Raw genomic sequence first — 4,231 nt, forward strand, 5'->3', positions numbered from 1 at the left:
ACACCGAGATGATGCTCGCCGCCGCCGGCGCCCTGGCCGACGTCGTCGCCCAGGACGAACTCAACGCCAACTACATCATCCCCAGCGTCTTCAACCCGCGGGCCACGGAGGCCGTCGCCGCCGCCGTGAAGCGTGCGGCCGTGATGCGGCCCTGATGCGGCCCTGATGGTGCGTCAAGGGTCCCGGGAGCAATGACGCAACCCCTGTGACCACGTCCGTCCCCGCGAGTATGTTGAACCGGAATGCCAGCTCTGGGCGGGCGCACGGGCGAGGAGGGGCCGGTGGGCGGGGTACTGATCCATTGTCCGCGGGGAAGCGGGGACGGAAGCGGGGGCGACGGCACGGACGGCGGGGGTGACGGCGGCGCGCCGGTGACCTTACGGCTCGAACCGGGTGAGGTGGCGCGGTTCGGCCGGGGCTCGGCGACGACCCCGGTCGAGCTCCGGTTCGCCGACGCGGCGATCTCCCGCCTGGCGGGCGAGATCCGGGTGACGGACGACCACTGGCAGCTCAGCAATCACAGTACGACGCAGAGCTATCTCGTGGAGAACCCGGAGGGGGCGGGTGAATACCTGCGGGTGCCGCCGCGCCGGGCCGGGGCGCCGATCCCCTTCGAGTTCGCCCGCGTCGTCCTGCCCACCCGGGGGGCGCCGATCGGCTTCCAGGTGTTCGCGCCCGACCACGTCTACCTCGACCCGGAGGGCACGGGCGGCCAGTGGGGCAGCCGTACGCTCACCGCGTACTCGCTGGACGAAACGTCGGCGTACTTCCTGGTGCTGGTCGCCCTGTGCGAGCCGCGGCTGCGGGACGAGTCGGCGGTCGCAGTGCCGACCACGCCGCAGGTCGTGGAGCGGTTCCGGGGCCATCCGGCCTGGGGGCGGCTGACGGCCCGGGCGGTCAGTTCGCACATCGACTACCTCGCCGAGGAGAAGCTGCGCATCAGTGCTCCCGCCGCCCCGGCCGCCGACGCCGAGCCGCGGCGGGGCGCGCGCCGCAACGGCAAGCGGGAGGCGGTCGTCGGGCTCGCGCTGCGGTTCGGGCTCGTCCGGGAGGACCATCTCGCGCTGCTGCCGCCCCGCGCGGCCGCGGGCACGCGGGCACCGGCCGACGATCCGTCGGGAGACGCCACGATCGGAGGACGCGGCTGTGCTCAGCCAGGCCGGCGCTTCGGGGAGTGAGTCCGCGTCCCACCTCCCGCGCGGCTACCGCGTGGGCGACTGGGAGGTCACCGAGCCCATCGCGACCGGCGGCTGGGCCACGGTGTACGAGGGCCGGCCGGCGGACGGCGGCGCGGGAGAGCCGGTCGCGCTGAAGTTCCAGCCCACCGCGGGGCTCGCCCCGCGCCAGGCCCGCTCGGTCGTGGAAGCCGCGCGGCGCGAGATCGAACTCGGCCGCCGGTCCCGCCATCCGCGGCTCGTCCGGCTGCTGGACTTCGCCGTCCTCAGCGAGCCGGACCGCCCCTTCCTGGACGGTGCCGTCGTCCTCGTCATGGAGCGGGCCCGGCACAGTCTGCGGCAGCTCCTGGAGACCGGGGTCGACGAGGCCGAGGGCGCCCGGCTGCTCACCGGCATCTGCGAGGGCCTGGCCCATCTGCACGGCCTGGGCTGGGTGCACGGCGACCTCAAGCCGGACAACGTCCTGCTCATGGCGGACGGCTCGGTCAAGCTCTCGGACTTCGGCCTCGCCACGGAACTCGCCGGCACACGCGGCACGCACGGATACATCCCGCCGATGGGCACCCCGGACTATCTGCCGCCCGAGCGCTGGAAGGCCCCGCTGGACGAGCGCGGGGTGCGGGTGCGGCCGAGCGGCGACGTCTGGGCGCTGGGCATCATGATCCACGAGGTGTTCGCCTCCGGCTCCTCCCCGTTCCCCGGTGCCACCCCCATGGCGCGGGCCGCCGCGGTGCAGGAGTACGCGGGCGGGCGGGCACCCCTGCGCATGGACAACGCCGTACCGCCGTTCTGGCGCGCGCTGGCCGCCGACTGTCTGGCGCCGACGCACGAGGCGCGCGCCGAGCACACCGCCGAGCGCCTGCTGGCCCGCATCGCGGACCAACGGGCCGGCCGGGCCGGGCCGCCCGCCGGCCGGCCCGTGGTCCGGTCGGCGGTCCGGTCGGCGGTCCGGTCGGCGGTCCGGTCGGCGGTCCGGCGGCGGAAGCGGACGCTCGCCGCGCTCGGCGCCCTCGCGGTGTGCGGGGCGGCGGCAGCGGGCGCGTCGTACGCGTTCGGCACCGGCGGGTCCGCGGAGCCGGACGCGTCCGCCGGCAGCCGGGCCGCCGGGGCCGGGCCGACGGGCCGCGTCCAGGTGTTCAACGCCGAGCGGAGCTGCCGCGACCGGACGGACCGCGATCCGCAGTGCAGCCTGGGCCTGGCGATCAACCCCCTGGTGCCGTACACCATCGACAACGTGGTGCCGACCCGGGTGTGGCACGGCGACGTCCTGACCGTGGACTGCCGGCTTCCCGAGGGGTTGCCCATCATCGACGAGACGGACGCGCAGTCGGCCGAGTGGTACCGGGTCCGCCTGCCGCCGGGCTCGGCGCGGGCGACCGCCTGGCTGCCCGCGGTGCGCACCAAGGACCACCCGTCGCTCGCCCCGTGCCCCCGGCCGTCCCCCGCGCGCTGAACCAGGGGTGTCAGGCCGCGCACTGGGTGGTCACGCCTCCCGTCTCGTTGCCCTTGAGGAAGATGCCGCTGATGTAGCCCACTCCGCCCGCCCGCAGGGGCAGTTCGATCCACTTGTCGCTGGTATAGCCCTCGGCCGTGACCAGCTGGCCGGTCTTCCAGCAGTTCGCCGGGTAGGTCTCGTTCGCGGACACCGTGCTGACCACCGGGCAGGTCGTCGACGCGCAGGAGCGCACGTTGGCCTGGGTCCAGGCGGTGACCGTGGTCCGCGGACCGCCGTCCACGGGCTGGAAGGTGACGTCGACCCAGTCGTTGTCCGTCATGCCCAGGCCGTCCCAGAACGTGCCGTCGGCGACGTCTATGCCGGCGGGGTTGGCGGGATTGCGGCCGAACTCGTCCCGGCCGGCGTTGTAGCCGTTCTGGTACGCCGCCTGGGCCTCCGGGGTGCCCTGCGGCAGGTCGCCCCACATCTCGCGCTGCCCGGCCGGGTTCCAGTAGTCGTCCCTGGTGTTCCAGGGGCCCACGTCCCAGACCGGGGCCGTCTCGCAGCGGTCCCGGTAGCACAGCCGCACCTGGTACTCGCGGCCGCCGTCGGACGCCAGCATCCGGCGCGAGGGCAGCGCTACGAAGTGGTCGCGTGGCTGGATCACGTGCCCGTTGGCCGTGGTGCCCCCGGTGAGGCCCTCGCGGGTCGCGAAGACGCGGTACGTCTCACCGGCCAGGCCCGGCTCCGGTGCGGCGGAGCCGCGCGGCGCGGGCTGCTCCAGCCCGGCGTGGACGGCGACCTCCGAGACAGAGGGCGCGCTCCTCCCGGGCCCCGTACGGTCCGGGCGGCCGAGGAGCGTGAGGCGGACCTGGAGCACGGACACGGCCTCGGGCAGCCGCAGCTTCCCGTCGCCGTCCGCCGTCTGCCACTGGGTCCATGTGCCCGGATGGCCGCTGCCGCGCACCTCGGTCATCACCTGCGTGCCCGGGGGCACATCGGCCCGGCTGTCCAGGGTGAACGCGCTCGCCAGACGGCCCAGGCTCTGGGCGGGCGCCGTGTAGACGGCGAAGGAACGGCCGGGCGCGGACGGGGTGGTGACGCGGGCGTCGGCGACGGTGATGCCGCCGGACCGGTGCGCGATGTTGTGCCGGCCGGCCGCGGGACCGGCCAGGTCCACCCGCCAGCCGGTTCTCACGGGCCCCTCGGCGGGGGTCTCCCCGGCCGACCGGGCGGCGGCGGGGGACGGCGGCAGCATCACCGCGGCGAGCAGGGCACACAGGACCGGCAGCAGCCCGAGCTGCACGGGACGTGACGGCAGAGGCGATCTGGAACGCACACGCATCTCCTTCGACGGGGCTGTGGCGCCGCGTTTTCGCGGTGTCAGAGCCCTATCGGAGTCCGCCGGGCGCTGTCAGTCCGTAACGTTCCGGATGCCCCGGGCCGCGTACCCGTGGATACCTTCCGAGCCGTCGGTTCGTCCGAGAGGGAGGAAGGTCCCCGTGCCTCGTGCTCTGTCCGGCCGCGCGCTGCGCGCCGGCCTCACGGCGGCGGCCGTCGGGCTGCTGCTGCCACCGGTGATGGCGGCGTCCCCGGCGGCACCGTACTGGCCCACGGCGCC

3 protein-coding genes are annotated in these 4,231 nt (G+C 75.0%); 2 read left to right on the plus strand and 1 reads right to left on the minus strand.

The features are described from left to right. The first annotated feature begins 281 nt into the window (after positions 1 to 281). Together AB0K09_RS30435 and AB0K09_RS30440 are read left to right on the plus strand one after the other, a co-directional pair. Entirely contained in the window at positions 282 to 1,178 is an 897-nt protein-coding gene (locus AB0K09_RS30435) for a serine/threonine protein kinase (RefSeq protein WP_366068635.1), read from the plus strand. After that, positions 1,147 to 2,628, plus strand: coding sequence for a serine/threonine-protein kinase (locus tag AB0K09_RS30440; protein WP_366068633.1), 1,482 nt, complete (start codon positions 1,147 to 1,149; stop codon positions 2,626 to 2,628). The genes AB0K09_RS30435 and AB0K09_RS30440 overlap by 32 nt, the downstream gene beginning before the upstream one ends. A gap of 10 nt (positions 2,629 to 2,638) precedes the next feature. Here AB0K09_RS30440 and AB0K09_RS30445 read toward each other — a convergent pair whose 3' ends face one another. Then, positions 2,639 to 3,949 (minus strand): SH3 domain-containing protein, encoded by a 1,311-nt coding sequence (locus AB0K09_RS30445; protein ID WP_366068634.1) that lies wholly within the window; start codon positions 3,947 to 3,949, stop codon positions 2,639 to 2,641. Positions 3,950 to 4,231 lie beyond the last annotated feature (282 nt).

It is taken from the genome of Streptomyces sp. NPDC049577, from assembly GCF_040675635.1.
In the GTDB taxonomy this organism is placed as follows: Bacteria; Actinomycetota; Actinomycetes; order Streptomycetales; family Streptomycetaceae; genus Streptomyces.